Origin of the sequence: Treponema denticola, assembly GCF_024181405.1 — a bacterium.
GTDB classification, from domain to species: domain Bacteria; phylum Spirochaetota; class Spirochaetia; order Treponematales; family Treponemataceae; genus Treponema_B; species Treponema_B denticola_D.
Map to the genome: position 1 here is coordinate 175340 of NZ_CP051302.1, position 22029 is coordinate 197368.

At 39.4% G+C, this 22029-nt stretch carries 30 protein-coding genes; 23 read left to right on the forward strand and 7 right to left on the reverse strand.

The features are described 5' to 3' along the window. The first annotated feature begins 2 nt into the window (after nucleotides 1–2). Nucleotides 3–848 carry an FAD binding domain-containing protein gene (locus tag HGJ18_RS00800; RefSeq protein ID WP_253697170.1) on the forward strand — a complete coding sequence of 282 codons (846 nt, stop codon included), beginning with the start codon at nucleotides 3–5 and terminating at the stop codon, nucleotides 846–848. A 5-nt stretch (nucleotides 849–853) separates the two neighbouring features. Here HGJ18_RS00800 and holA read toward each other — a convergent pair whose 3' ends face one another. From holA to HGJ18_RS00825, 5 genes are all read right to left on the reverse strand, one after another. After that, nucleotides 854–1870 (reverse strand): DNA polymerase III subunit delta, encoded by a 1017-nt coding sequence (gene holA / locus HGJ18_RS00805; protein WP_002677113.1) that lies wholly within the window; start codon nucleotides 1868–1870, stop codon nucleotides 854–856. 72 nt (nucleotides 1871–1942) lie between these two features. After that, entirely contained in the window at nucleotides 1943–3343 is a 1401-nt protein-coding gene (locus HGJ18_RS00810; protein ID WP_253697172.1) for an LPP20 family lipoprotein, read from the reverse strand. A 103-nt stretch (nucleotides 3344–3446) separates the two neighbouring features. Next, nucleotides 3447–4103 (reverse strand): hypothetical protein, encoded by a 657-nt coding sequence (locus HGJ18_RS00815; RefSeq protein ID WP_002685565.1) that lies wholly within the window; start codon nucleotides 4101–4103, stop codon nucleotides 3447–3449. A 60-nt stretch (nucleotides 4104–4163) separates the two neighbouring features. Beyond that, a complete protein-coding gene (locus HGJ18_RS00820; RefSeq protein WP_253697174.1) occupies nucleotides 4164–5486 on the reverse strand; it encodes an aldehyde dehydrogenase family protein in 1323 nt (440 codons plus the stop codon). 18 nt (nucleotides 5487–5504) lie between these two features. Continuing rightward, entirely contained in the window at nucleotides 5505–6821 is a 1317-nt protein-coding gene (locus tag HGJ18_RS00825) for a hypothetical protein (RefSeq protein WP_253697176.1), read from the reverse strand. Between the two features lie 191 nt (nucleotides 6822–7012). On the opposite strand from HGJ18_RS00825, the gene trxB reads away from it, so the two are divergent. The 6 genes from trxB to HGJ18_RS00855 all read left to right on the forward strand — a co-directional run bounded on the left by trxB (nucleotide 7013) and on the right by HGJ18_RS00855 (nucleotide 12098). After that, complete coding sequence (trxB, locus tag HGJ18_RS00830; protein WP_010694724.1) at nucleotides 7013–7966, forward strand: thioredoxin-disulfide reductase; 954 nt, start codon at nucleotides 7013–7015, stop codon at nucleotides 7964–7966. Nucleotides 7967–7985: 19 nt separating this feature from the next. Continuing rightward, nucleotides 7986–8303, forward strand: coding sequence for a thioredoxin TrxA (gene trxA, locus HGJ18_RS00835; RefSeq protein WP_253697178.1), 318 nt, complete (start codon nucleotides 7986–7988; stop codon nucleotides 8301–8303). Nucleotides 8304–8429: 126 nt separating this feature from the next. After that, nucleotides 8430–8903, forward strand: a complete 474-nt coding sequence (grdA, locus tag HGJ18_RS00840; RefSeq protein ID WP_253697182.1) for a glycine/sarcosine/betaine reductase complex selenoprotein A — start codon at nucleotides 8430–8432, stop codon at nucleotides 8901–8903. A 141-nt stretch (nucleotides 8904–9044) separates the two neighbouring features. Next, nucleotides 9045–10853 carry a S1 family peptidase gene (locus tag HGJ18_RS00845; protein ID WP_253697184.1) on the forward strand — a complete coding sequence of 603 codons (1809 nt, stop codon included), beginning with the start codon at nucleotides 9045–9047 and terminating at the stop codon, nucleotides 10851–10853. A 17-nt stretch (nucleotides 10854–10870) separates the two neighbouring features. Beyond that, nucleotides 10871–11509, forward strand: a complete 639-nt coding sequence (locus HGJ18_RS00850; protein WP_253697186.1) for a hypothetical protein — start codon at nucleotides 10871–10873, stop codon at nucleotides 11507–11509. Continuing rightward, nucleotides 11493–12098, forward strand: coding sequence for a hypothetical protein (locus HGJ18_RS00855; RefSeq protein WP_253697194.1), 606 nt, complete (start codon nucleotides 11493–11495; stop codon nucleotides 12096–12098). The genes HGJ18_RS00850 and HGJ18_RS00855 overlap by 17 nt, the downstream gene beginning before the upstream one ends. 63 nt (nucleotides 12099–12161) lie before the next feature. Here HGJ18_RS00855 and HGJ18_RS00860 read toward each other — a convergent pair whose 3' ends face one another. Both HGJ18_RS00860 and HGJ18_RS00865 read right to left on the reverse strand, forming a co-directional pair. Then, complete coding sequence (locus HGJ18_RS00860) at nucleotides 12162–13637, reverse strand: Na+/H+ antiporter NhaC family protein (RefSeq protein WP_253697196.1); 1476 nt, start codon at nucleotides 13635–13637, stop codon at nucleotides 12162–12164. Between the two features lie 161 nt (nucleotides 13638–13798). Then, nucleotides 13799–13948 (reverse strand): hypothetical protein, encoded by a 150-nt coding sequence (locus HGJ18_RS00865; protein ID WP_155117328.1) that lies wholly within the window; start codon nucleotides 13946–13948, stop codon nucleotides 13799–13801. A 256-nt stretch (nucleotides 13949–14204) separates the two neighbouring features. Here HGJ18_RS00865 and tuf point away from each other — a divergent pair, with 256 nt between their 5' ends. The 16 genes from tuf to HGJ18_RS00945 all read left to right on the forward strand — a co-directional run bounded on the left by tuf (nucleotide 14205) and on the right by HGJ18_RS00945 (nucleotide 22022). Next, on the forward strand, nucleotides 14205–15392 hold the full coding sequence (tuf, locus tag HGJ18_RS00870) for an elongation factor Tu (RefSeq protein WP_253697197.1): 1188 nt from the start codon (nucleotides 14205–14207) through the stop codon (nucleotides 15390–15392). A gap of 64 nt (nucleotides 15393–15456) precedes the next feature. Continuing rightward, nucleotides 15457–15765 (forward strand): 30S ribosomal protein S10, encoded by a 309-nt coding sequence (gene rpsJ, locus HGJ18_RS00875; RefSeq protein ID WP_002669994.1) that lies wholly within the window; start codon nucleotides 15457–15459, stop codon nucleotides 15763–15765. Between the two features lie 62 nt (nucleotides 15766–15827). Continuing rightward, nucleotides 15828–16454: a 50S ribosomal protein L3 gene (gene rplC, locus HGJ18_RS00880; protein ID WP_253697199.1), complete on the forward strand. Its 627-nt coding sequence runs from the start codon at nucleotides 15828–15830 to the stop codon at nucleotides 16452–16454. Nucleotides 16455–16468: 14 nt separating this feature from the next. Beyond that, nucleotides 16469–17104: a 50S ribosomal protein L4 gene (rplD, locus tag HGJ18_RS00885; protein WP_002677140.1), complete on the forward strand. Its 636-nt coding sequence runs from the start codon at nucleotides 16469–16471 to the stop codon at nucleotides 17102–17104. Between the two features lie 2 nt (nucleotides 17105–17106). Further along, nucleotides 17107–17391 carry a 50S ribosomal protein L23 gene (locus tag HGJ18_RS00890; protein WP_002672216.1) on the forward strand — a complete coding sequence of 95 codons (285 nt, stop codon included), beginning with the start codon at nucleotides 17107–17109 and terminating at the stop codon, nucleotides 17389–17391. A 33-nt stretch (nucleotides 17392–17424) separates the two neighbouring features. Continuing rightward, on the forward strand, nucleotides 17425–18255 hold the full coding sequence (gene rplB / locus HGJ18_RS00895) for a 50S ribosomal protein L2 (protein WP_002669998.1): 831 nt from the start codon (nucleotides 17425–17427) through the stop codon (nucleotides 18253–18255). Between the two features lie 12 nt (nucleotides 18256–18267). After that, entirely contained in the window at nucleotides 18268–18546 is a 279-nt protein-coding gene (gene rpsS / locus HGJ18_RS00900; RefSeq protein WP_002669999.1) for a 30S ribosomal protein S19, read from the forward strand. A gap of 4 nt (nucleotides 18547–18550) precedes the next feature. Next, complete coding sequence (gene rplV / locus HGJ18_RS00905) at nucleotides 18551–18913, forward strand: 50S ribosomal protein L22 (protein ID WP_002670000.1); 363 nt, start codon at nucleotides 18551–18553, stop codon at nucleotides 18911–18913. Nucleotides 18914–18915: 2 nt separating this feature from the next. Continuing rightward, complete coding sequence (gene rpsC, locus HGJ18_RS00910) at nucleotides 18916–19635, forward strand: 30S ribosomal protein S3 (protein ID WP_002670002.1); 720 nt, start codon at nucleotides 18916–18918, stop codon at nucleotides 19633–19635. Between the two features lie 2 nt (nucleotides 19636–19637). Beyond that, a complete protein-coding gene (gene rplP, locus HGJ18_RS00915) occupies nucleotides 19638–20057 on the forward strand; it encodes a 50S ribosomal protein L16 (RefSeq protein WP_002670003.1) in 420 nt (139 codons plus the stop codon). A gap of 12 nt (nucleotides 20058–20069) precedes the next feature. Beyond that, nucleotides 20070–20279 carry a 50S ribosomal protein L29 gene (gene rpmC / locus HGJ18_RS00920; RefSeq protein WP_002670007.1) on the forward strand — a complete coding sequence of 70 codons (210 nt, stop codon included), beginning with the start codon at nucleotides 20070–20072 and terminating at the stop codon, nucleotides 20277–20279. Nucleotides 20280–20290: 11 nt separating this feature from the next. Then, nucleotides 20291–20563, forward strand: a complete 273-nt coding sequence (gene rpsQ, locus HGJ18_RS00925; RefSeq protein WP_002670009.1) for a 30S ribosomal protein S17 — start codon at nucleotides 20291–20293, stop codon at nucleotides 20561–20563. Between the two features lie 18 nt (nucleotides 20564–20581). Then, nucleotides 20582–20950, forward strand: coding sequence for a 50S ribosomal protein L14 (rplN, locus tag HGJ18_RS00930; RefSeq protein WP_002670011.1), 369 nt, complete (start codon nucleotides 20582–20584; stop codon nucleotides 20948–20950). Nucleotides 20951–20959: 9 nt separating this feature from the next. After that, nucleotides 20960–21274 (forward strand): 50S ribosomal protein L24, encoded by a 315-nt coding sequence (rplX, locus tag HGJ18_RS00935; RefSeq protein WP_002672211.1) that lies wholly within the window; start codon nucleotides 20960–20962, stop codon nucleotides 21272–21274. Continuing rightward, complete coding sequence (gene rplE, locus HGJ18_RS00940) at nucleotides 21274–21825, forward strand: 50S ribosomal protein L5 (protein ID WP_002670018.1); 552 nt, start codon at nucleotides 21274–21276, stop codon at nucleotides 21823–21825. Before rplX ends, rplE begins: the two co-directional genes overlap by 1 nt. 11 nt (nucleotides 21826–21836) lie before the next feature. Further along, on the forward strand, nucleotides 21837–22022 hold the full coding sequence (locus tag HGJ18_RS00945) for a type Z 30S ribosomal protein S14 (RefSeq protein ID WP_002670020.1): 186 nt from the start codon (nucleotides 21837–21839) through the stop codon (nucleotides 22020–22022). Nucleotides 22023–22029 lie beyond the last annotated feature (7 nt).

Genomic DNA, 22029 nt, shown 5'->3' on the forward strand with positions numbered 1-22029 from the left:
TTATGACTGAATTGACTAAAAATAGCATTGTCTATAGAGCCCGCTACATGCAGGAAATGCAGACTATCTTAAAAAATATTTCAAATATAAAACCTATTGCCGGTGCAACAGGTTTTTTAAATCATCAGACTGATGAGATGATCTATTTGCCTGAACATATTTTGGATTTAAATTTTTTACCTGAATTAAAAGTTATTTCAAAAACCGAGCGCTATTTCGAATTCGGTGCTGCCGTTACATTAAATGAAATTTTGGATTTGGGTAAAAAAAATATTCCTCTTTCCTTATATTATTCTATCGAGAAGATAGCAAACAATGCCATACGCTCTCTTGCAACGATAGGCGGCAACATAGCAACGGCAAATCCGCTTTCAGGGACTTTTTTGCCGATGCTCGCTCTTGATGCAAAGTTGGAAATTAGAACAGCCGAAAATATTGAATGGGTGCCGTTTGCAAAATACATTGATAAAAGCTATGCCGAAAGGAGAGAAGAAAAATATATTATCAGCCGAATTAGAATTCCCAACGAGACATGGACAAAAAGTTTTTATACAAGGCTAGGCACTCCGGGATATATAGGAAGTGATACGGCTTCATTTTTATTTTTAATTCTCATTCAAAAAAATATATTATCCGATATGAGATTGTTTTTTGCATCGGATGAGCTTATAAGAAATAAGGAATTTGATAACTTGCTTTTAGGAAGAACTCTGCCTCTTTCTCAATCTGATGTTCCGGTGATTATGCAAAAAGCAAAACAGATTTTTACTCCTGAACAATTTTCTTCGGAGTTTCACAATTCTTGTTTTTATAATTTACTTGAGGATAATTTATACAACCTAACCTAAGACTTTTAAATATTATCTGCGGTATATTTTTCTATTTTATTTCCGGACTTGCAAGCTATTTCATATAAGCACATATCCATAACTATATTTTGAAGACCTGTGCCTAAGGATCGTAACTCTAAATCCGTTTCCGATAAAAGAGCGATTATTTTTACGCACTGAACCTCATTCCATAGTTTTGCAGCTCTTTTGTATTGTGCTAATGCGGTTTTTCCCGAAAAACCGAAACGCTTTAAAGCAAAATCATCCAAGTATTCATTATCTCTATGTATTTTATGCCAGTCCTGTAAGCGTCTAAAGCAGTAGCTTAAGCCTGCAATAATCTGAACCGGCGAAGAATTTTTTGAAAGTATTATCTTTTGGCTTATGGACAAGGCTGTTTCAAGGCTTCCCATTGTTAAGGCATTAAAAAGGCTGAAGGGTGTTTCTTCTTTATTGTGTGCAAAAAGTTTTTCGATATTCTCTTGGTCTATATGTGAACCTTTTTGAAAATAGAGCACTAAATGAGAACAGGCTGTTTTTAAAGCATCGGTATTATTTTCTACCAATTCCAAAAGCTCATCGACTGCCTCATCTTCAATCTCAATGCCCTCCCTAAAAAGAAATGAACGCACCCATTCTTGTTTTTTATTTTCAAAAAGCTCCCAAAATATTTTTTGCTGAGTTTTAGGAACGGTATCGCTTATTTTTTTTGCAATTGATGTTTCATCGGAAATTAAAATTAAAAAAGAATCGCTTGTATTTTCTTTTTTTGAAACCGATTGAATCCAGTCGGTAAGCAGGTCTATATCCTCTTTCTTTTTTATAAGCTCTGCGGATTTTAATATAAGAAGTTTTGCAGAAGAAAAAAGAGATGCGTTTTGCAGGAGAGAAATTATATCTCCCATGCCCGTATCTCCTGCATAGACGGTATGTGTTTCAATATCACCGTATTGTTTTGAAAGGGTTTTTAATACCGTGTCAACGGCTGTATTTCTTTCTCCGATTTCAGGACCCATAAAAAGCCAAACAGGACTCGTCAATTGTTTCTCCTTAAAAAAACATGTTTATGAATATAAGTATACAATAAATATAGAACTTTGTCAGCTGCTCTATTATTCGTCGACGATTCTGCTAAAGGCTAAGGCTATTGCCTTTGCTATAGCAATTGAAGCCGATCTGTGGGCTTCTTTTTCGGTAAAACCGGCGCCTCTTTTGCTTATATTTTTTTTATAAAGAATTTCTTGTGTGTTCAGGTTTTTTATTTCTATATCTGCATTAATCCTTACCAAAAATCCGTCGGCAGCTTTTGAAGCTTCATCAGTTTCTATCCTTGCATAAATAATAAAATCTGCGGACTGGTTTTCGTTTTTTGCGAATATGGTTTTAAAATTCATATCTTTTAAAATATCGGAGAGTTTTTCTCTAACGATTGAGTTTTTACTATCAGTTTGTTCAATAAAAAGTGAAACGGTTCCTTTTTGTTCTTTTTCCTTTTTTATTTTATTTTCCGGTTTTGTGAATTCAAAATTGATCACCTGTTTGAAAACAATTTGCTGAAGCTCCTTAACGGCTTCTTGATATTCATCAAAATCTTTAGAGCCGAGTATCTGTTTTATTTCGGAAATATCCAACTCTATTCTTATGCGTCCTTCGCTTTCAATTTTTTCATCATGTAAAATAAAATTTGCGGTTCCGTTTTGATCCGTTTCAATGCCTTCAATTATTATGGAAGTATTATTTTTTATTTTTGTTTTGTAGCTGACTAATAAGGGGACTCTCTCCTCTAAGGTTCCTATATTGATAGGAATTAAAAATTTGTTTGATGGATTTTCAAGGCTGTCTTCTTGCAAATTAAGCTTAATCTTTTTTAAACTTTCTTTTGTATTTGAAATATTTTGCTTAAATTTTATATCCCCGTTTTCTATGCCGGAACTCAATGCGGCAGAGGCAGCCTTAGTATAATAAATGGCCGCAGAATAATATTTTTTACTCTTAAAAAATTCATCAGCTTTTTTTTCGGGCTCGCTTACAGATAAAATTTTTTCTTCCGCAATTTTTAATAAGCGGTTTCTTTCTTTACGGAGTTCATTTTTATCGTATTCGGCCAAAAGATAAACGGTAAGGCTGTCTTTGTTTTTTTGGGTATAGCGGTTTTTGATTTTTAATTTTTCTATATTAGCAGCCGAAGACTGAGAAATTTCCGATTTTAATATTTTTTCAAGGTTTTCGACGGAGCCTAAGGCTGTTGTTGTCGTTTCGGTTTTTATTGAAACTCCTAAATACCGTATGATTTCGTTTATAAGATTATTTTTTGCATCCGCCTCTGCGAGAGTGAAATTTTTATTTGTTCCTGAGGCTGTAAAGTATTCGTAATTTGCATCGCTTGCCGGCACCTTTTCTATCCAAGCAGGCACCTGTTCCTCAGGTTTGTTTTTATAACTTTCACATGAGAATAAGATTAAAGTTAAAATCAGTAAAAGTATTTTTTTTAATGGTTGTTTTTTTTTCTGCATAGTCTTTGTTTTTATTGATAGATGATTTTTAAGCGATAAACGGAAGAAAGAAATTTTATAGCTTTTAATAAAGGCCTTTCTTTCTTCCGTATTTTTAAAAGATTTACAGACCTTCTGAAAGAGCTTCTTTTACTCTTTGACGTACAGTTCTCTCTTCTTCGGTCTTAGGCTTATCTTCATCTGCTCCGCTGATTGCGTTTTGGATGAGTTTATCCAATGTTTTTTTGGAGATGCTGTATAAAACTAAATAGGTATAGTCATCTCCATCAGGATTTCCATCGGCATCAAAGTATCTCATCTGAACCCAATAATCGGTTTCTTTTTTAAAGCCGGAAAGTTTTGTGGAGGTAATCGTTTTGACTATATCTTCAAGATAACCTTCAATCTTATCCTTATCGCCTGCAGCGGCAGCAGCTGCCTTGCTTTCTACTCTTACCTTAACCATTCTGGCCATTTCGGAAGGGACCGAAAAATCTCTTGTCCATAGCTCGGCTCCCTCCAAGCTCTTTGATCTGGGCGACTCAAATTTAAAAAGATAAACATCCTTACCCTTATAGTCATCAGTTTTTTCGATGACATTTGGTTCTTCTGCAACCCAGCCGGGAACAGGCTTATCCCATTTAAGGTTTTTGTGGTCGAGCATTTCAGGTTTTTTAACCTTGCTCGATACTGTTCCAAGTGGCTTTAATTTGTTTGCACAGCCTGCTAAGGCTATAACTGCGACTGCTGCAAGGAACATAATCTTAATTGCTTTTTTCATATCTTGCCTCCTAAAATAATGCAAATATATTTTTAAAATTGGGCGTAATCTACGTCCAATTTAAAAGCCCGATTTAAATGTTAAGGTCTTACCCCTTAGCATTACCAATTTTATATTTTCAAAACCCGGAACCGAATCTGCAATCTCGTAAATAGCGGCTTCAAGGTCATCAATAGTTCCGAAAAATGAAACTGCATATTTTGTTTGAGCAGATGATTGATATAAGGTTTTTATATCATTGAGGTTTTGGCTTAAAGCCTTTCTAAAACGTGCCATGCTCTTGCTGTCAGGTGTTTCGTTTATGATAATTTCATAGCGTATTCCGCGGGAATAGGCTTTGGCTAAAAGAATCTTAGCTTGATCGACAGCCATGGGCAGAGCCTTGTTTACTGCGGATTGAATTGCGTTAGACTGAGCATCATAGCTGCTTACTCGGCTGAAAGTTTTTTGGCTTGTGTATGGAACAGAACCGAGTAATTCTCCTGTAGACGGATTGAATATTTTTAAGGTGATTTTGGCCGAACCGTAGTAGCCGCTTGTTTCATAACCGCCTTCGGTTACCGCATCAATTTCCATATATACATCGGCATTTAACTTTTGAGCTATCAACTGAATGACCGACATTCCTTCATCGGTGCTTTCTTGGTAAATGAGGGCATTATCTTTTTTTAGCTTTTCGACCTCTTTTGAGTCTACAGCTCTATATCCCTGCTTTAAAAGAAAGGCATTTCCCGTTTCTACTGCGGCTTTAAGTAAAAATCTGTCGGAGTCTGATTCTTCGGCATCAAAAACCATGTAGGTCATGTTTTCGATATAATTATTTAAAAATTGAAGATTTTTTTTGCCTTCGGCAGAAGCTTGGGCTTCTTTTAAAATAAGGTCTGCATCCTTAGGTTTTTGTGAAACTTGAGGATTTCCTTGTGATTGTCCGTTTCCGAAAACTATATCATCCATAGTTTTATCGCTTGAATGTTTTTGATAAAAAATACCTGCTTTAGAAAGAGCTGCTGAAACTTCATTCATTTTTACGGGGATTTTAATTTTAATTATGTATACTCCTCCGTTTTTTGATTTTTGTAGTACGTCCATTTTTTCGTTTACTACATATTTATTCGGATATTCGGTATTGTAAAGTTCTTCTTCAATTCGTTCATAGTTGTTTTTTTCAGCTTCTGAACCGATGATATCTATGACTCCTTGCCTGATCGCTCCCACTTTTGCCTTATTTATAGCCTGTAAAAAGGAAGAAGCCTCTCCCATTGAAATATATTCTTTTGTTTCCTTATAAGTAGGCTTCTTTACGTCTAAGGCATCTTCAAGGCTTGCACAGGAAAAAAATAGAATCGGTGCAGTTAAAAACAAAAAAAGTAAAATCTTTTTCATTATATTCTCCCATAAAAATTAAAATTTTATTGTAAAGCCGATTCCGGCGGTAAATCTTAGGATTCCACCTATCCCGTTATAAAAGGCTGCTCCCGTTTTTATGCCCACGTCGCCTCCTATTTTAAAATTCTTTGTTACAAGAAAACTTGTATGTACAAAGGCTTTAAGTCCGGCTCCTGCAGGAATCGGAATACTTTTTTTAGAATCGGTTACAATCATTGTATAATAAAATTGAATTGTAGGCAAGATTTGTAAACGCCTAAGATATGTATTTCCTATTTCTGCACCTCCGAATATGGTTATAGGTGCTCCTATAGAAAGGATTTTAGGACTTTGAGAGTCAAATGTCATCTCGAATCCGAAGCAGGGCCTAAAGCGGTAAAAGCCTCTCGTTCCCGAAACATTAATGCCGAATGTTCCGCCTCCGTCATATAAACCTCTTTTGGCAAAGAAAAGGCCGAACTCGCCCAGAGCATAAGTTCTGTATTCGAAAGGCCCGTGAGGGACCTCTTTAATAGCATCACCTAAATTTAATGGCTTTTTCGAATAAAGTATTAATCCTTTCGAAAAATCACTTTCCGTTTCGGTAACAACAATTAAGCCTATTTCTCTTCTTCCGTCTTCACTTAAAACAACATATTCATCTCCAAGTTTTACTCCCATTTTTTTCCCGAGTTCAAAGTGGACGGAGCCTTTTTCTGCCTTGATTATACCTGTTTTTATGGTAAATGCTTCGATCTTACGCAGCTCAAGATCTAAATTTTTCGATAGACTTTTAAGTGCCGTGTTGAATGCTTTCTCATAGGTTCTGTCAATAGAGCTTATTTTTATATCGATTTTTTCTCTTAAATCTTCTTTTGAAGAATATATGTAGAATTCCAAAGCAATTTCTACCCTATATCCGTCCGTTTCTCCCCAAAACAAATCATCATATCGTTCCATCGAAACTGAATAATCTGTAATTATAGGCATCACCACATAATAAGAATTGACCGTTTTTTCCCAGTCTGCTTTTGTAAAGGCTTCCAGGCCCATTAAAACGGATTCGGGCAGTTCTGTGTTTTCTTCTCGCGAGCGGTTTATAAGCTCAATAAATATGTCTACATCTGTTGAGGCAAGTCTGTATTCCAAGCCTATTATATTAAAACGTTCAAGGTTAAAAAAAACATTCATAACCGCTTCATCAATCATCTCAATGAAATCGCTTGAAATATGCCGACCGTAATAAGATGTTGCAAAGACGGCAATATCCTTTTTTTCGCTGACTTTTTGAGCATAAAAAGGCCTTGAGAAAAAAAATACGATTAAAATGATAAAAAAAAGTTTTTTATTCATTTCTTTTAAGGGGATTTTTGCCTTTCTCCTTAGTTTATTATTAGTATCTCATTGCTAATATATACGATTTATCGGGTCTTTTCAAGTGAAAGAAATTTGAATCTATCTAAGTTCTTCCATAGTTTAGATGTACATCTTGATTAAAATGCTAAAAACTGATATATTTAACCAGAGATATTTAGGAGGACTTTATGTCAGAAAAATATGATTTGGTTATAATTGGAGGCGGTCCCGGCGGTATGGCCGCAGGAATCTATGCAGCCCGTTCAAAGTTAAAGACGGTTATTCTTGAAGAAAAGCCCAATCAAGGCGGACAGTGCTATATCACTGAAGAAATCGAAAACTACCCCGGTTTCCCCGAATCTTCAGGTCCTGCTCTGACCGAAGCCTTTAAAAAACATGCCGAAAAATTCGGCGTTGAATTCAAAAGAGCAAGAGCCGAAAAAATCGAACTTGTTCCCAATTCACCTACACGTATTGTTCACGGAAGTGACGGCGTAAAGTATGAATGCTTGGCTGTTGTTGTTGCAACGGGTGCAAGTGCCAGAGAGCTCGGCTGTAAGGGCGAAAAAGAGCACTGGGGCAAGGGTGTTTCATACTGCGCAACATGCGACGGTGCTTTCTTTGAAGAGTGCGAAATCGTAGTTATCGGCGGCGGAGACTCTGCTGTTGAAGAAGCTATGTATCTTACAAAATTTGCCGACAAGGTAACTATCGTTCACCGACGTGACGAGCTTAGAGCTGCAAAATCCATTCAGGAAAAGGCTTTTGCCAACCCCAAAATGGCCTTTAAGTGGAATGCAGTTGTTGAAGAAGTTTGCGGAGACGGCCTTGTAGACAGCGTTATCTTAAAAGATACAAAGACAGGCGAAACCTCCAAATTCGATACCGAAGGCGTATTCGTATTTATCGGACACAATCCTCAGACAGCCTTTATTCAGGGCTTGGTAAACCTTGATGAAAACGGCTACATCCTAACAAACGGAAAAATGGAAACAAACGTACCCGGTATTTACGGCGTAGGCGACGTTATTCAAAAAGAATCACGTCAGGTTGTTACGGCTGCAGCCGACGGTGCTCTTGCCGGTATCTGGGCAGGCCACTATATCGACGATATCAAAGCCAAAATGGCTATGAAAAAATAAACCTATAGGAGAAACTAAAATGATTGAATTGACAAAAGAAAATTTTGAACAAGAAGTTCATCAGTCAAAGGGCGTAACCTTTGTAGATTTTTGGTCGGACGGATGCGTTCCCTGTAAACAATTAATGCCGGATGTTCACGCAATGGCAGAACGCCATGCCGGAAAAGCAAAGTTTTGCTCATTCAATATTGACGGTGCAAGACGCGTTGCCATGAAAGAGCAGGTTTTAGGTCTTCCTACAATGCTCATTTATGTTGACGGTGAAAGAAAAGACGGCGTTACCGGAAGCGATTTGACCATTAATCAAATCGAAGATATGGTAAAAAAATATATCTAATTTAAGTTTTAATCTTTTAAGCTGGAAAAAAGACGATAAGTTTTTTTAACGGCTTTTTAAAGATACGGTTTAATAGACCGTGGGCAGGCTATCCTGCCCTAATAAATTTTATCCTAGGAGGATGCTATGGTTGATTTGAAAACCAAAAAAGTCATCATCATTGGTGACCGAGACGGCGTTCCCGGGGAGGCTATTAAGCTCTGTGCAGAATCGGCAGGTGCTGAGGTTGTATATGCTGCAACCGAATGCTTTGTCTGAACAAGCGCAGGAGCAATGGACTTGGAAAACCAAAAGCGAGTCAAGGATTTAGCTGAAAAATACGGTCCTGAGAACGTAATCGTTCTTTTGGGCGGTGCAGAAGCCGAATCTTCAGGTTTAGCCTGCGAAACTGTTACAGTAGGCGACCCGACTTTTGCAGGTCCGTTGGCTGGAGTCTCGTTGGGACTCTTATGCTATCACGTGGCAGAACCGGAAATTAAGAGCCAAATAGACCCTGCGGTCTATGAAGAGCAGGTAAGCATGATGGAAATGGTTATGGACGTCGATGCTATTATCGCGGAAGTTTCGGAATACCGAAATAAAGGCTGCAAATTCCTGTAATGCCTTTCGGAGCTTATGCGTTTTACACCGTAGGCTTCTTTCGTGTTAGTCGGCGGTGCGGTAATACAAGAATGACACCATTCTTTAAAATGGAGCATTTTTGCCGCTGCACCGCTTTTTTTGTTTTGTAGGAGATTAAGTGTGAAAAAGGTATTTATATTCCTTTGTTTTTTTGTTTTAAATTTTTTGTGTTTTGCTGATTTGAGAGATTATGTTTGCATTGTAAGGCCTAACTACAAGGAAGATGTTGTTGATTGTGTAAATGAAGCTGCAGATACCTTAGAAGATCTGGGCTATGCAGATTTTGCAGAAGTATTTAAGCTAAGAGTTGAAAAAGACAACTCATTCGGATCGGGTTTTATTTATATCTTTAATGGAAAAAGCTATGTTGTTACAAACAATCATGTTTGTGCATATGCCGATTCTGTTTCTGTAGAAATGATGGATTCGGATGGTAAAATCGTAAAAAAAGTTGAAAACTGTAAGATTATTGCCAACAGTGCCGAAGATGACCTTGCTATTGCCGAGATTCCGGCAGATGCAGGTATAAAAAAAGGTTTGAGCCTTTATCAAGGTGCTTTGAGTGAGGGTATAGATGTATGGTCTGCAGGTTATCCGGGATTAGGCGGTAAGCCTTCATGGCAATTAGGAAAAGGAACATTAACTAATAAAAAAGTAAAATTTGACGATCCGCTCTATCCAAAAGACAGCTTTTTTTTACAGCATTCGGCTCCGATAGATGCAGGAAATTCAGGCGGGCCTCTTTTGATAACATCCAAAAATGGTGCAGAAGGATATGAAGTAATCGGTGTGAATAAGGCAAAAGCCCGCAAACGGGAAACTACAAATTTTGCAATACCTTTTTCTACGGTAAATTCCTTTTTTAAATTGGGTTTTTCTAATTTAAATGCTGCTGAAACCGAAAAAATGTTAAAAAAAGCTGAGTCAGTCTTTTTAGAACAAGCTTCGTATCCTAAGGAAACTCTTTCCGATGAAAAAGAAGTTGAAGATAGACTAAGGCGCATTTATACTCTTGCCTCTCTTATAAGCTCCGACTATGCCAAAAAAAATGGACCGGATACGATGAAGAATACTCTTCTGAGGGGGCCTTCTTATGTACGTGATGCTCTGATAGAAAGAATAATATTTTCTTTTCCTATCGATTCGTTAAAATTTGCGGTTGCATATAATCTTGAAAAAGATATAAACGATTATAAAACATTTTCTTCGGTAGAAAACATATCCGATTCAAAAAATGCCGGTGGAAAATACATAGTATTAAAAAATAATAACGCAGATAAGTTATATTTACGTTGGATAGTCGAAAATAAAAATTGGAAAATAGCCGATTTTTCACTAAATAATGAACTTACCGATGAAAAAGTTGTTGACGCTTCCAAAAATAAACAGGAAAAGAAAAAAAGCAGAGAAAAAAAATCGGGATACTCTTCAACAATCCTTTTTGCATCACCGTATAACCGCATGTACTTTGCTGAATATAACGGCCTTTTCACTCCTTATGGTTTTTCTTCAGGAGGAACGATTGGCATGATATTGAATTTTAGGTTTTTTGGTATTGGCGGTATGCTAAATATAAATCAACGCCCTAAACTCTCTAATATTTCCCATAAAGATTCAAGCCTTTTTAGTGTGCTTGATTCAATTTCAAGTTCATTTTTAGCATTTGTTGAACCTAATCTTCCCATGTCTATAACTGATAAGGTTACTATAATGCCTTATTTACAAGCAGGAGTTGGATTTGGAACTCCTATTCTTAATTCCGATTTTATTAGCCTTCATGCAAAAATTTCTCCGGGTATAAGATTTGTTTTTGATATCAATGGTAAAAAACTTATGATTGGAACTGCTTATGTCGGCAGATATGCAAAGGTTAACAAAGATAAAAAGCTATTACACGGATTTGGTGTAAGTATTGGATATTCATTTTAAATTTTACGGAGGTATTTATGATAAAATCTAAACTAAACAAAAAATATATTTTTTTGTGTTTGACTTTATCCTTGGTTCTCTTTTCGTCATGCTCCAGTGTCGGAGGCTATGTTAATGGAAAGACGTTGAACAAAAAAGAATTCGGACCGCCTGAAACGCATACCTTGATGTTCGGTCATATGGATGTTGAAGAAGCCCCATTGCATTTACCGGTTAATAATACCGCTAAAGATTATCAGGAGTATATTCAGATGAATCCTGAAAAAGAACCGTTAATCTTTTTACCTATTTATTTTCAAGGTTCGGTTATGTCTTTTTATCCGATGGAGCCCGGAGTAAATTTGAGACTTATGTTTTCAAGATATTCTATAATGAGGTTTTACGGAAATTATACCCACACAACAGTCTATCAGTTTTGGCCGTTTTTAGGCTGGCCCGAATCAAGCACTCTGTGGTTTTCATGTAAAAAACCGGGCCTGCAATACATAGGTTCTTATATCCGTACAAGATCGGGTTATAAAAAAGATACGGCAAAAGATTCTGTTAAAAATGAACTTTCTGCTTTAGAAGGTATTAAGGAATATTACAAAGGAACTTCTTGGGAAACAGTCATAAATAAAAGAATTGAGGAGCTTAAAAATGAAAAAAGCAATTAGTATAATATTTATTTTTTTGTTAAGTTGTGCGGCTTTTGCACAAAATTATTCCAAACCCGGAAGAAATGAGGTTGTTTTGGTTTTCTCGGTGGAGATTAGACCATCAGTTAATAGAGAGTTTTTTAAGGAGTATCTGAGTATTCCCTCGATGCCCATGTCTGATTTAATAATCAATGAGACCGGCAGGCCTGTCAGCAATGATCCCGGAGATTCTATATCCTTATATTGTGAAGGAAACGATGAACTTGATAAACCTACTGCTGTAGCGGATGCTGAAGATATTATTTCAGTAAAAGTGCCTGTTCCCAGGTCCGGTGAGATAGTTTTAAATTTTTGCACATATAACTTTTTTAAGGGAACAGCTTTTCGTTTCTTTTTACCTTTTGCCGTAAAAATAAAAGTACAGCCTGATTTTAAATATTATTATTTGGGGCACTTGGAGTACAAGCGAAAGGGCGGTATGGATTATGAAATTGTTGATGCAAAAAAACGTGATAACTATGATGTAGTCGTACCCATAATAAAAAAGCGGTACGGCGAGAAAGCGGAACTTATCCGTGCTGCCATGACCGCTATTGATAAGAAATAACTTTTAACAGTTTAAAAAAGCTGCACTGTGTTTTACCCTCAGTGCAGCTTTTTTTGTTTGCTCTTATTTTTTCTTTAACCTTACTTTCGGTTCGCTTGCGATGCCGAATTTGGGGAAGATTCTGTCGATACCGAACAGGGTAAATAATAGAATGGTTATGACCGAGATATGTGCCATAAAGTTATACTTTATTATCTGGGTTTGACTGAATTGATAAAGAGGATATACCGTACCGGCGATGCCTATAAAAAAGCTTAAATAAACATGCCAAGGAATCAGCTGGGAACCGAAGATGCCGAGGGCTGAGGAGAAGGTTGCGTTTCTCAATTTTAAGGAATAAAGATCCTTTTCATCGCCTTCTACATTTTCTTCCGTGATGTCTCGGATAATCGGGCCGACGGTAACTATTTGAGCCATCTCGTCGGCAAGGGCTGCGTTTCCTAATAAAGAGATGATACCGTTCCAGAACATCAGCTGTCTTACGTTTCGGGAAAGTTTTACGGCAAGGTTTGATAGAGGTCTAAAGGCATCCATCTTCGACATGATTCCACCGAAGGCTGCTACCCACATCATCATTATGATAACCCACGAACCTGCTCCTACAAAGCCGTTATACACTATGTCAAAAAAGGCAAGAAGGCCTGAAACCGTTCCTGCAAAGCGGCCTAAGATAAAGCATGAAATTATACCTGCTCCAAGGCAAAGAAGGGTAGAGTAGCCTTTTAAGGCAATTCCTATAACCAGAATGAGCGGAATTACCATGTAAACGGGAACTCCGTGCTGTACCTGATGGAGGAGGTCAACTGCGACCGGCTTTTCTTCAGCCAATTTTGCCCAAACCTCTTGAGGAATGGCTTCGATGGCTTTTTGCGGACTTACGGCATCTCCTGGGAGGCTTAAGCCTGCAATTAAAAATAAGGCTCCGGCTATAATCAAGCATACCAGAGACCAAAGCCCTTGATTTTTCATACGGTGAGTAACTTCAACCCTGTGAATGCCTGAGCTTACGACCGTTGTGTCCGAGATAAGACCGAGGTTATCGCCGAAGCATGAGCCGCCTGCAATGGCTGCAATGCTTAAAACCAAGTTCCCGTTTAAAATATGGGTCATCCACAAAAAGATAGGAGCACAGGCTGCAAAGGTTCCCCATGAGGTTCCTGTGGCAACCGACAATACGGAGGAAACCAAAAAGGCGACAAGGGCTACTGTTCTGGCGGAAATGCCTATGTTTAAGCTTAAAGTTATAATAGAAGCTCCGACTCCTGTAGACATAAAGGCATCGGCCATCGCATAGGCAAACATAAGGATAAAAAATACCAGCTGCATTTCCTTAACATTGTCTACGGCGGAGTTTAAAATATCGTTGAATTTGAATTTTTCGGTTATCATAGCGACTATGGAAGCATAGATTACGGCTATAGGGGCTATGATTAAAATGTCCAGCTTAAATCCCAAGGCATTTGAAAAAGATTCTATGTTTGAAATCATCATCAAACCTGCAAGTAATAAGACCGGAGAGAGCTTAAAAAAAGCGCGCATAAAGTCTCCTTTTATGTGAAATAAGGGTGCCAGTGTATCATATTCGTAAAAAAAAGTGTATAGGTTTGGGAATAAAGATATTAACATAAATTATTGAAAGTTTGGCTAAAAGATATTGACATTTTTTATTCTTTATGGTATAAGGAACGCTGATATTGAAATTATGATTTAGGGCCTAAAAAGGGCTTTAAATCGGTATTCTTTAGAAGTTTTGCATTGCCGTAAAGCCTTTTAGGCAGGCGGATGCCGTCCTTGTTTAAGCAAATGAGGAAAGAAATCTTTAAAACTTCGCAGGATGCCAAACCAGTCATCGGAGTTACGGTTTACAGGTGATCAGGTGGGTCCGAATGCTGTCCGAAAACCTATGGGCGGTGGATAAAAAGCTTTTTTCTTTGAAATAAAGAAAATGCTTAAATCTTATCTGATTTTAATCACTGTCTTATGTTTCTCCGGTTTGTTTCTTTAGTTAAGCTTGTTTTTCGGTTACGAAAGACCGGTTAACTTTTTAATCTCGTCATTTTTAATGCGGGAAATATTAGACTTGCCTACGTCTTTTAGGAGGATCTCATGGCAAAGGAAAAATTTAACAGAACGAAAGTTCACATGAATGTTGGTACCATCGGTCACGTTGACCATGGTAAGACCACTCTTTCGGCAGCGATCACTACGTATTGTGCAAAGAAGTATGGTGATAAGCTTCTAAAATATGACGAGATCGACAATGCTCCGGAAGAAAAAGAGCGCGGTATTACTATCAATACCCGACACTTGGAATATCAGTCCGATAAGAGACACTATGCACACATCGACTGCCCCGGCCACGCTGACTATGTTAAAAACATGATCACAGGTGCTGCTCAGATGGACGGTGCTATTCTTGTAGTTTCTGCTCCGGACTCGGTTATGCCTCAGACAAAAGAACACTTGCTTCTTGCCCGTCAGGTAGGTGTACCTTCAATCATCGTCTTCCTTAATAAGGTTGACCTTGTTGATGATCCCGAACTTGTAGAATTGGTAGAAGAAGAAGTTAGAGAGACCTTGACATCTTACGGTTTCCCCGAAGACACACCCATTATCAAGGGTTCTGCTTTTAAGGCTCTTCAAGAGGGTGCAACTGCTGAAGATACGGCTTGCATTGAGGAGCTTCTTAAAACAATGGATGAATACTTCAAGGATCCTGTCCGCGATTCGGATAAACCCTTCCTTCTCCCCATTGAAGATATCTTTACAATTCAGGGCCGCGGTACCGTTGTTACAGGAAGAATCGAACGCGGTGTTATCAAGATGAACGAAGAAGTTGAAATTGTAGGTATTAAGCCCACAAAGAAAACCGTTGTTACCGGTATCGAAATGTTCAACAAACTTCTTGATCAGGGTGAAGCAGGAGATAACGTAGGTCTTCTCTTGAGAGGTATTGAAAAGAAAGAAGTTGAACGCGGACAGGTTCTTGCCAAGCCCGGTTCAATTCATCCTCATACCAAATTTGAAGCTCAGATTTACGTTCTTTCAAAAGAGGAAGGCGGACGACACAGTCCCTTCTTCTCAGGTTACAGACCTCAGTTCTATTTTAGAACAACCGACATTACCGGAACTGTAAACCTTCCTGAAGGAACAGACATGGTTAAGCCCGGCGATAATACAAAGATTATCGGTGAACTTATTCACCCCATAGCTATGGATCAAGGTCTTAAACTCGCTATTCGCGAAGGCGGACGAACTATTGCTTCGGGTCAGGTAACTAACATTATCGAATAAATGATGCAAAAAAACGGCGCTTGCGCTTTTTGTAAGTGCCGTTTGCATCTCTTCGGAGGAAATGATGACAAAGGAAAAGATTCGCGTAAAGCTTCGCGGATTCGATGTAGAGTTGGTTGATCAGAGTTCAAAGGCTATTGTACAGGCTGTTCAAAAAGCAGGTGCAAAGGTTTGCGGTCCTATTCCGCTTCCTACTCGGATTAACAAGTTTACGGTGCTTCGCTCGCCTCACGTAAATAAAAAGTCGCGTGAGCAGTTTGAAATGCGGACACACAAAAGGTTAATCGATATTATCGAACCTTCGGCAGAAGTTATGAATGCTTTATTGGCATTGGAGCTTTCAGCCGGTGTTGATGTAGAAATTAAACAATAAGATTTAATCAAATCAATGGTAGACGGCCTTTAATCAGGGGTGCGTACCTTAGGAGAATTTAAATGATTGGACTGATTGGAAAAAAAATCGGCATGACCCAAATCTTCAATGAAGTCGGTCATCTTATGCCGGTTACGGTTATTCAGGTAGAACCCAATACCGTTGTTGCACTAAAGGACAAGGAAAAGTTCGGATACTCTTCAGTAGTGCTCGGTTTGGGTGAACTCAAAGAAAAGCACACCAGCAAACCCTATGCAGGACAGTTCAGCGGAGACCTCAAGCCTTTAAAACTTTTAAAGGAATTCCGTGATTTTGACAAAGAAGTCGCAGTAGGTGATAAGCTCGGTGTAGAGGTTTTTGAAAAGGTTCCGTTTTTAGATATTACGGCAATTTCAAAAGGTAAAGGTTTTCAGGGTGTTATGAAGCGATGGGGCTATGGAGGCGGTAGAGCAAGCCATGGTTCTAAGTTCCACCGTGAAGCAGGTTCGACGGGACACTGTACAACTCCGGGTCGTTCTTTTAAAAATACGACAATGCCCGGAAGGATGGGTTTTGACAAGGTTACCGTTCAAAATTTGCAAATCGTAAAGATTGATCCTGAATTAGGTGTTATAATGGTTCGCGGTTCTGTTCCGGGTAAAAAGGATGCAACTGTATTCTTAAAATCCGCAGTAAAGCGGGCTAAATAAGGACGGTAGAAGACATGGAAAAGAAAGTCTATTCAGTCGATGGTAAAGAATTGAGGACAATTAATCTTGATGACAAGGTGTTCGGTCTTCCCGTAAATGATGATGTTATTTACTACGCCATCAATAATGAACTAGCCAATAAACGAGTCGGAACGGCTTGTACAAAGGGCAGAGCTGAGGTTCACGGTTCAAATTCCAAGCCTTACAGCCAAAAAGGTACAGGACGTGCACGACGCGGTGATAAAAAATCTCCTCTTTTAGTCGGAGGAGGAACTATTTTTGGACCTAAACCGAGAGATTTCAGCTATTCTATGCCTAAAAAAGCAAAAAGATTGGCTATGAAGTCAATTTTGAGCCTTAAAGCTCAAAACGACAGGTTAGTGGTTGTAGAAGATTTTACGGTAGAAAGCGGAAAAACCCGCGACCTTGTAAAGATTTTAAATAACTTTGCAAAGGGTGAGCGTGCTGTTATTATTCTAAAGGATGATGATTCTTTGGTAAAAAGAGCAGGCCGCAATATTCCGCATCTTTCATTCTTGGCATATAACCGCCTTCGAGCTCACGATTTATTCTACGGCCGAAAAGTTATTATGCTTGAATCTGCCGCAAAAAATCTTTCTGAATTTTACGGATGTAAGGAGGCCGAATAATAATGGAATACAATGATATACTTATCGCGCCTGTTCTTACGGAAAAAAGCACAGAACTTCGCGAGCAGGGCAAATATGTTTTCAAAGTAGCGCCTAAGGCTACCAAGATTCAGATAAAGGAAGCAGTACGAAGATTGTTCAATGTAAAAGTTACCGATTGTACTGTTGTTAATGTTCGAGGAAAGACTAAGCGTCTCCGCTACAAGGAAGGTAAAACTTCATCTTGGAAAAAGGCAACCGTAAAGCTTGCTAAGGGCGAGACAATTAAGATTTTTGAAGGTGCGTAAGCCTTAATGTGCTTATGCTAAGGGGATAGCAAAATGGCTCTAAAAGAATATAAGCCGATGACGCCAGGATTGCGCGGACGAATTGATTTGCGAAAAGATGAAATTACAGCTCAAAAGCCTGAAAAGTCTTTGACTACAGGCAAAAAGAACAGAGCAGGACGCGATTCAAGAGGACGCATTTCAGTTCGAGGCCAAGGCGGCGGACATAAACAGAAATACCGACAAATCGATTTTAAGCGAAACAAATATGGTATTCCGGGCACTGTAAGGACAATCGAGTATGATCCTAACCGCAGTGCAAATATTGCATTGATTTTTTACGCTGACGGAGAAAAACGATACATCATCGCTCCCAAAGGCTTAAAAATCGGTCAAAAGATTATGAGCGGCGAAATGGCTACATTGGATGTTGCAAATGCTCTTCCTTTGGAAGCAATTCCCGTCGGCTTTACCGTGCATAATATTGAGCTTACGATCGGAAGAGGCGGACAAATGGCGCGTTCGGCAGGTGCCGGCGCATTGGTTGCTGCAAAAGAAGGCGAATATGTTACCATAAGATTGCCTTCCGGAGAAACTCGCTTAGTAAACAAAAAATGTTATGCAACAATAGGCGAAGTCGGCAATGAAGATCACATGAATACAAGTCTTGGCAAAGCCGGTCGATCAAGATGGCTTGGAATCAGACCCACCGTTCGCGGTATGGCTATGAACCCGATTGATCACCCCCTCGGCGGTGGTGAAGGACGAGGAAAGGGACGACATCCCGTTACTCCTTGGGGACAGCCTTGTAAGGGTTATAAGACCCGCAAGAAGCGCAATCCTTCGGATAGCTTCATTGTCTCAAGACGAAAGAAGAAGAATTAGGGGGCTGCACAAGTGTCAAGATCAGTTAAAAAAGGACCTTTTATTGCAAAGAGTCTTTTTAAGAATGTAAACGAGATGAACAGATCGGGTAAGAAGAAACCGATTAAGACTTATTCCCGCTGTTCTACAATTATACCTGAAATGGTCGGTAACACTATTTCGGTACATAACGGCAAGACGTGGATTCCGGTTTATATAACCGAGAATCTTGTTGGACATAAGCTTGGAGAGTTTGCTCCTACGCGCACATTCCGCAAACATGCAAACTCTGACAAGAAGGTTGGAAAATAGGTGAATGAAGATGACTGAAAGAACAGGATATCGAGCAACAACGAAATTTCTTATTGCATCACCTACCAAGGTAAGACCGGTGGCAAACGTCGTAAAGAACAAGCCTTATCCGGAAGCAATGGCTATTTTGGAAAATATGCCTCAAAAAGGAGCCGTCTTAATTTCTCAGACTATGAAATCGGCTGCCTCAAATGCTCTTTACAAAAATAAGCAGCTTGATGAAGATATGCTCTTTGTTAAGGAAATTATGATTGACGAAGGGCCCAGGCTAAAAAGAATTTGGTGTCGCGGCAAGGGCCGTGCGGACATTCTCTTAAAGCGAATGTGTCATATCACAGTTGTCGTTGACGAGAGAGCAGGAGAGTAGATATGGGACAGAAAGTAAACCCTACAGGATTAAGACTTGGTATAAACAAAACTTGGTCGTCTCGCTGGTATGCAGGCCCCCGAAATTATGCCGACTTGTTGCTTGAGGATTTAAAGATTCGAGCTATGATTCAGGAAATTCCTGAATGTAAAAATGCCGACATTGCCGAAGTTGAAATCATCCGTCATCCCCAGAGGATTACGATTATGATTCACACGGCTCGTCCCGGCGTTATAATCGGTGTAAAAGGTGCCAATATCGAAAATATCGGAGCTATTATACAGAAAAAGCTCGGCAAAAAAGTGCAAATCAAAATTAAGGAAGTAAAGAGAGCCGAATTAAGGGCTGCTTTAGTTGCTCAAAACGTTGCACGCCAGCTTGCCGGAAGAGCTTCTTTCCGAAAGGTATTAAAGCAGGCTTGTTTTAATACGATGAGGTCCGGTGCTCAAGGTATAAAGATTAGAATTTCAGGACGCTTAGGCGGTGCTGAAATGTCGCGAACCGAAGAAATGAAGGAAGGACGCGTTCCTCTTCACACACTTCGGGCAGATATAGACTACGGTTTTGCTGAAGCGGATACAACCTATGGAAAGATAGGTGTTAAGGTATGGCTTTACAGCGGAATGATGTTTGGCGGAGAACAAAAAGAAGATGCAGGAGCCTTGCTCAAAAAGCAAAGAAGACCCCGCACTGAAAAGCCCGCTCAAGCAGGGAGGCAATAATTATGGCATTCAGTCCCAAACGTGTAAAACATAGAAAGGTTCAGCGCGGTAGAATCAAGGGCGAAGCTACACGATGCAACAACATCGATTTCGGCGATTACGCCTTAGTTTCTCTTGAGCCTTTTTTGCTTACAAACAGACAAATTGAAGCTGCCCGTGTTGCTTTAAATCGTAAGATTAAGCGAGGCGGAAAATTGTGGATTCGAGTTTTTCCGGATAAACCCTATTCAAAGAAACCCGCTGAAGTTCGAATGGGCGGCGGAAAAGGCGCCCCCGAATACTGGGTAGCGGTTGTAAAACCCGGAACTATTATTTTTGAATTAGCCGGTGTTGATAAGAATTTGGCCGAACAAGCTATGACCTTGGCAGGAAGCAAGCTTCCATTTAAGACAAGGTTTGCCGAGCAGATTCAGGCCGACTAAGGAGCGTTTAAAATGAAAAATAAGTCAAAGTACAGAGAAATGTCATATAAGGAACTTGTTTCAAAACGCAATGATCTAAAGCAAAAATACATGGATTTGAGATTTCAAGCTGTGGTAGGCCATTTGGACAACCCGCTTGAAAAGAGAAGTATGCGTCGTGAAATAGCGATGTTAAATACCTTTATCCGCCAAAAAGAATTGGCCGGAGAAGGTGCAAATTAGGAGCTTAACCCGTGGAAACAACAGAAAATACAAAAAAAATCGGGAAGCGCGAGTTTGTCGGAATCGTAACAAGCGACAAGATGAATAAAACCATCGTCGTTGAAGTCCGAACCAAAAAGCTTCATAAGCTTTACAAAAAATACGTATCGAGCAGTAAAAAATACAAGGCTCACGATGAAGAGAATACGGCTCACATCGGCGATACCGTAAGAATTGTAGAGCATAAGCCCATCAGTAAGGATAAGGCTTGGATGCTTACTGAAGTTATTGAGCGGGCTAAGTAAGGCAAGGAGTTAAGGTAAATGATACAGGTTGAAACAAGATTAAACGTTGCCGATAACTCAGGCGCTAAACTCGTCGAATGTATTAAGGTTATCGGCGGATCAAAACGCAGATACGCAGGTATTGGGGATATAATCGTTGTGGCAGTAAAAGAAGCCTTGCCCACATCGGTTATTAAAAAAGGTACGGTAGAAAAAGCCGTTATTGTGCGTGTTTCAAAAGAATACCGCCGTCCCGACGGAACTTATATTCGCTTTGACGATAACGCTTGCGTAATTGTTGACGATAATAAAAACCCTAAGGGAAAACGTATTTTCGGCCCTGTAGCCAGAGAGCTTCGTGATCACGATTTCATGAAGATAGTTTCTCTTGCTCCGGAAGTTCTTTAAGGAGAGTTTATGGCAGGAAAGATGAAGATTCGCCGCAATGATAGTGTTGAAATTATTGCAGGCAAGGAAAGGGGCAAGCGGGGCGAAGTCGTAAAGGTCTTGCAGGAGGATAACAAGGTTATCGTCGGCGGGCTTAATATGATAAAAAAAGCCATGCGCAAAAGAAGCCAGCAGGATCAGGGCGGAATTGTAGAAATTGAAGCTCCGATATCTGCATCCAATGTTATGGTTATATGCAAAAAATGCGGAAAAACCCGTATTGCATACGAAATAAAGGACGGCAAAAAAATAAGAATTTGCCGTAAGTGTGGAGAAGCGTTATAATGAGTAATTACGTACCTCGGCTTAAGAAAGTCTATACAGAACAAATCATGCCCGAGCTTAAAAAGGAATTTAACTACAGTTCCGTTATGCAAATTCCTCGGCTTAAAAAAGTCGTAGTAAGCATGGGCGTTGGTGTAGCTCTCACGAATAGGAAACTACTTGATGCTGCAGTAACTGACCTTGAAACAATCACCGGTCAAAAAGCTGTGAAAACAAAGGCAAGAAAGAGTATAGCAAACTTTAAACTTCGTGAGGGAAATGAGATTGGGGCAATGGTAACTTTGCGCGGTGCTAGAATGTATGAATTCCTAGACCGCTTTATCAATGTTGCTTTGCCGCGTGTTAAGGATTTCCGCGGAGTTAACCCGAACGGTTTTGACGGTCGCGGAAACTATTCAGTGGGTATTACCGAGCAGATCATTTTCCCCGAAATCGACTTCGATAAAATCGAACGCATTTCAGGATTGAATGTGAACGTAGTAACTTCTGCCGAGACTGATCAAGAGGCAAGATCGCTTCTTGCAAAGTTTGGTATGCCCTTTAGGAAGTAAGAGAGGATTTCATGGCTACAGTTGCAAAAATTAATCAAGCTAACAGAAAAGCGAAGTATCCGACACGGCAGTATAACAGATGCAAGGTTTGCGGACGCCCCAGAGGTTATCTGCGAAAGTTCAAAATGTGCCGTGTTTGTTTTAGAAAATTGGCAAGCGAAGGGCAAATCCCCGGCGTTACAAAGTCAAGTTGGTAGGAGGAAC

Coding starts and splice junctions, on each gene's coding strand:
- HGJ18_RS00800 (WP_253697170.1), top strand. CDS start 3: ATGACTGAATTGACTAAAAATAGCATTGTCTATAGAGCCCGCTACATG.
- HGJ18_RS00810 (WP_253697172.1), bottom strand. CDS start 3,343: ATGCAGAAAAAAAAACAACCATTAAAAAAAATACTTTTACTGATTTTA.
- HGJ18_RS00815 (WP_002685565.1), bottom strand. CDS start 4,103: ATGAAAAAAGCAATTAAGATTATGTTCCTTGCAGCAGTCGCAGTTATA.
- HGJ18_RS00820 (WP_253697174.1), bottom strand. CDS start 5,486: ATGAAAAAGATTTTACTTTTTTTGTTTTTAACTGCACCGATTCTATTT.
- HGJ18_RS00825 (WP_253697176.1), bottom strand. CDS start 6,821: ATGAATAAAAAACTTTTTTTTATCATTTTAATCGTATTTTTTTTCTCA.
- trxB (WP_010694724.1), top strand. CDS start 7,013: ATGTCAGAAAAATATGATTTGGTTATAATTGGAGGCGGTCCCGGCGGT.
- trxA (WP_253697178.1), top strand. CDS start 7,986: ATGATTGAATTGACAAAAGAAAATTTTGAACAAGAAGTTCATCAGTCA.
- HGJ18_RS00850 (WP_253697186.1), top strand. CDS start 10,871: ATGATAAAATCTAAACTAAACAAAAAATATATTTTTTTGTGTTTGACT.
- HGJ18_RS00855 (WP_253697194.1), top strand. CDS start 11,493: ATGAAAAAAGCAATTAGTATAATATTTATTTTTTTGTTAAGTTGTGCG.
- HGJ18_RS00860 (WP_253697196.1), bottom strand. CDS start 13,637: ATGCGCGCTTTTTTTAAGCTCTCTCCGGTCTTATTACTTGCAGGTTTG.
- HGJ18_RS00865 (WP_155117328.1), bottom strand. CDS start 13,948: ATGACTGGTTTGGCATCCTGCGAAGTTTTAAAGATTTCTTTCCTCATT.
- tuf (WP_253697197.1), top strand. CDS start 14,205: ATGGCAAAGGAAAAATTTAACAGAACGAAAGTTCACATGAATGTTGGT.
- rpsJ (WP_002669994.1), top strand. CDS start 15,457: ATGACAAAGGAAAAGATTCGCGTAAAGCTTCGCGGATTCGATGTAGAG.
- rplC (WP_253697199.1), top strand. CDS start 15,828: ATGATTGGACTGATTGGAAAAAAAATCGGCATGACCCAAATCTTCAAT.
- rplD (WP_002677140.1), top strand. CDS start 16,469: ATGGAAAAGAAAGTCTATTCAGTCGATGGTAAAGAATTGAGGACAATT.
- HGJ18_RS00890 (WP_002672216.1), top strand. CDS start 17,107: ATGGAATACAATGATATACTTATCGCGCCTGTTCTTACGGAAAAAAGC.
- rplB (WP_002669998.1), top strand. CDS start 17,425: ATGGCTCTAAAAGAATATAAGCCGATGACGCCAGGATTGCGCGGACGA.
- rplV (WP_002670000.1), top strand. CDS start 18,551: ATGAAGATGACTGAAAGAACAGGATATCGAGCAACAACGAAATTTCTT.
- rpsC (WP_002670002.1), top strand. CDS start 18,916: ATGGGACAGAAAGTAAACCCTACAGGATTAAGACTTGGTATAAACAAA.
- rplP (WP_002670003.1), top strand. CDS start 19,638: ATGGCATTCAGTCCCAAACGTGTAAAACATAGAAAGGTTCAGCGCGGT.
- rpmC (WP_002670007.1), top strand. CDS start 20,070: ATGAAAAATAAGTCAAAGTACAGAGAAATGTCATATAAGGAACTTGTT.
- rplN (WP_002670011.1), top strand. CDS start 20,582: ATGATACAGGTTGAAACAAGATTAAACGTTGCCGATAACTCAGGCGCT.
- rplX (WP_002672211.1), top strand. CDS start 20,960: ATGGCAGGAAAGATGAAGATTCGCCGCAATGATAGTGTTGAAATTATT.
- rplE (WP_002670018.1), top strand. CDS start 21,274: ATGAGTAATTACGTACCTCGGCTTAAGAAAGTCTATACAGAACAAATC.
- HGJ18_RS00945 (WP_002670020.1), top strand. CDS start 21,837: ATGGCTACAGTTGCAAAAATTAATCAAGCTAACAGAAAAGCGAAGTAT.